This window comes from Alcanivorax quisquiliarum (genome assembly GCF_023051175.1).
GTDB lineage: Bacteria > Pseudomonadota > Gammaproteobacteria > Pseudomonadales > Alcanivoracaceae > Isoalcanivorax > Isoalcanivorax quisquiliarum.
The window spans coordinates 1-2,808 of the sequence record NZ_JALKII010000021.1 but is presented as its reverse complement, the minus strand read 5'-3'; the positions used below and the strand labels follow the sequence as shown (position 1 = coordinate 2,808).

Annotated in this window: 1 rRNA gene; it reads left to right on the top strand. The window is 53.9% G+C overall.

Going from position 1 to position 2,808, the window contains the following annotated elements:
- Nucleotides 1-16 precede the first annotated feature (16 nt).
- A 23S ribosomal RNA gene (locus MU846_RS14415) occupies nucleotides 17-2,808 on the top strand; the annotation flags it as partial.

Sequence of the window (2,808 nt, the reverse complement as noted above, 5' to 3'; positions counted from 1 at the left end):
CTGTTTTGGGTTATATGGTCAAGTGACGAAGCGTGCACGGTGGATGCCTTGGCAGCCAGAGGCGATGAAGGACGTTGTAGCTTGCGATAAGTCTCGGGGAGGTAGCAAACAACCTTTGATCCGGGAATTTCCGAATGGGGCAACCCACCTGCTGTAAGGCAGGTATCTTTGGACTGAATACATAGGTCCTTAGAGGCGAACGCGGGGAACTGAAACATCTAAGTACCCGTAGGAACAGAAATCAATTGAGATTCCCTCAGTAGCGGCGAGCGAACGGGGATTAGCCCTTAAGCTTCTTGTCATTTAGCAGAACGGTTCTGGAAAGGCCGGCCATAGTGGGTGAAAGCCCCGTATGCGAAAGGTGATTTGAAGTGAAAACGAGTAGGTCGGGACACGTGTTATCTTGACTGAAGATGGGGGGACCATCCTCCAAGGCTAAATACTCCTGGCTGACCGATAGTGAACCAGTACCGTGAGGGAAAGGCGAAAAGAACCCCGGAGAGGGGAGTGAAATAGAACCTGAAACCGTGCACGTACAAGCAGTCGGAGCCCTTTTAGGGTGACGGCGTACCTTTTGTATAATGGGTCAGCGACTTAATTTCAGTAGCGAGGTTAACCGTATAGGGGAGCCGTAGGGAAACCGAGTCTTAATAGGGCGTTTAGTTGCTGGGATTAGACCCGAAACCGGGCGATCTACCCATGGCCAGGTTGAAGGTGCGGTAACACGCACTGGAGGACCGAACCCAAGTATGTTGAAAAATGCTGGGATGAGCTGTGGGTCGGAGTGAAAGGCTAATCAAGCTCGGAGATAGCTGGTTCTCCCCGAAAGCTATTTAGGTAGCGCCTCGGACTTATACCACTGGGGGTAGAGCACTGTTTCGGCTAGGGGGCCATCCCGGCTTACCAACCCGATGCAAACTCCGAATACCAGTGAGTACTATCCGGGAGACACACGGCGGGTGCTAACGTTCGTCGTGGAAAGGGAAACAACCCAGACCGCCAGCTAAGGTCCCTAAATCCAGTTAAGTGGGAAACGATGTGGGAAGGCTTAGACAGCCAGGAGGTTGGCTTAGAAGCAGCCATCCTTTAAAGAAAGCGTAACAGCTCACTGGTCGAGTCGGCCTGCGCGGAAGATTTAACGGGGCTCAAACTGGATACCGAAGCTGCGGCTGCACACTTATGTGTGCGGGGTAGGGGAGCGTTCTGTAAGCCGTTGAAGGTGTGTTGAGAAGCATGCTGGAGGTATCAGAAGTGCGAATGCTGACGTGAGTAACGATAATGGGGGTGAAAAACCTCCACGCCGAAAGACCAAGGTTTCCTGCGCAACGCTAATCGGCGCAGGGTGAGTCGGCCCCTAAGGCGAGGCTGAAGAGCGTAGCCGATGGGAAACGGGTTAATATTCCCGTACTTCTCGTAACTGCGATGGAGAGACGGAGAAGGCTATGCCTACCGGGCGTTGGTTGTCCCGGGGAAAGGCTGTAGGCTGGGATCTTAGGCAAATCCGGGATCCTAAGGCTGAGAGCTGAGACTACTGGTCCTTTGTGACCGGGAAGTGGTTGATGCCATGCTTCCAGGAAAAACTTCTAAGCTTCAGGTTACGAGGAACCGTACCCCAAACCGACACAGGTGGTTGGGATGAGTATTCTAAGGCGCTTGAGAGAACTCGGGTGAAGGAACTAGGCAAAATTGTACCGTAACTTCGGGAGAAGGTACGCCGGTGAAGGTGAAGGGTTCGCCCCGTAAGCTTTTGTCGGCCGCAGTGAAAAGGCCCCTGCAACTGTTTATTAAAAACATAGCACTCTGCAAACACGAAAGTGGACGTATAGGGTGTGACGCCTGCCCGGTGCCGGAAGGTTAATTGATGGGGTCAGCCCTCGGGCGAAGCTCTTGATCGAAGCCCCGGTAAACGGCGGCCGTAACTATAACGGTCCTAAGGTAGCGAAATTCCTTGTCGGGTAAGTTCCGACCTGCACGAATGGCGTAATGATGGGGGCGCTGTCTCCACCCGAGACTCAGTGAAATCGAAATCGCAGTGAAGATGCTGTGTACCCGCGGCTAGACGGAAAGACCCCGTGAACCTTTACTATAGCTTCGCATGGGACTCTGAACCTGCTTGTGTAGGATAGCTGGGAGGCATTGAAACCGTGACGCCAGTTGCGGTGGAGCCAACCTTGAAATACCAGCCTGGCATGTTTGGGGTTCTAACCTAGGTCCGTTATCCGGGCCAGGGACAATGTGTGGTGGGTAGTTTGACTGGGGCGGTCTCCTCCCAAAGAGTAACGGAGGAGCACAAAGGTACCCTCAGCACGGTCGGACATCGTGCGGTGAGTGCAAAGGCACAAGGGTGCTTGACTGCGAGACCCACAAGTCGAGCAGGTACGAAAGTAGGTCTTAGTGATCCGGTGGTTCTGTATGGAAGGGCCATCGCTCAACGGATAAAAGGTACTCCGGGGATAACAGGCTGATACCGCCCAAGAGTTCATATCGACGGCGGTGTTTGGCACCTCGATGTCGGCTCATCTCATCCTGGGGCTGAAGCCGGTCCCAAGGGTATGGCTGTTCGCCATTTAAAGAGGTACGCGAGCTGGGTTTAGAACGTCGTGAGACAGTTCGGTCCCTATCTGCCGTGGGCGTTGGAGATTTGAGAGGAGCTGCTCCTAGTACGAGAGGACCGGAGTGGACGAACCTCTGGTGTTCCGGTTGTCACGCCAGTGGCATTGCCGGGTAGCTACGTTCGGACGGGATAACCGCTGAAAGCATCTAAGCGGGAAGCCTCCCTCAAGATGAGATCTCCCTGGGCACTTGATG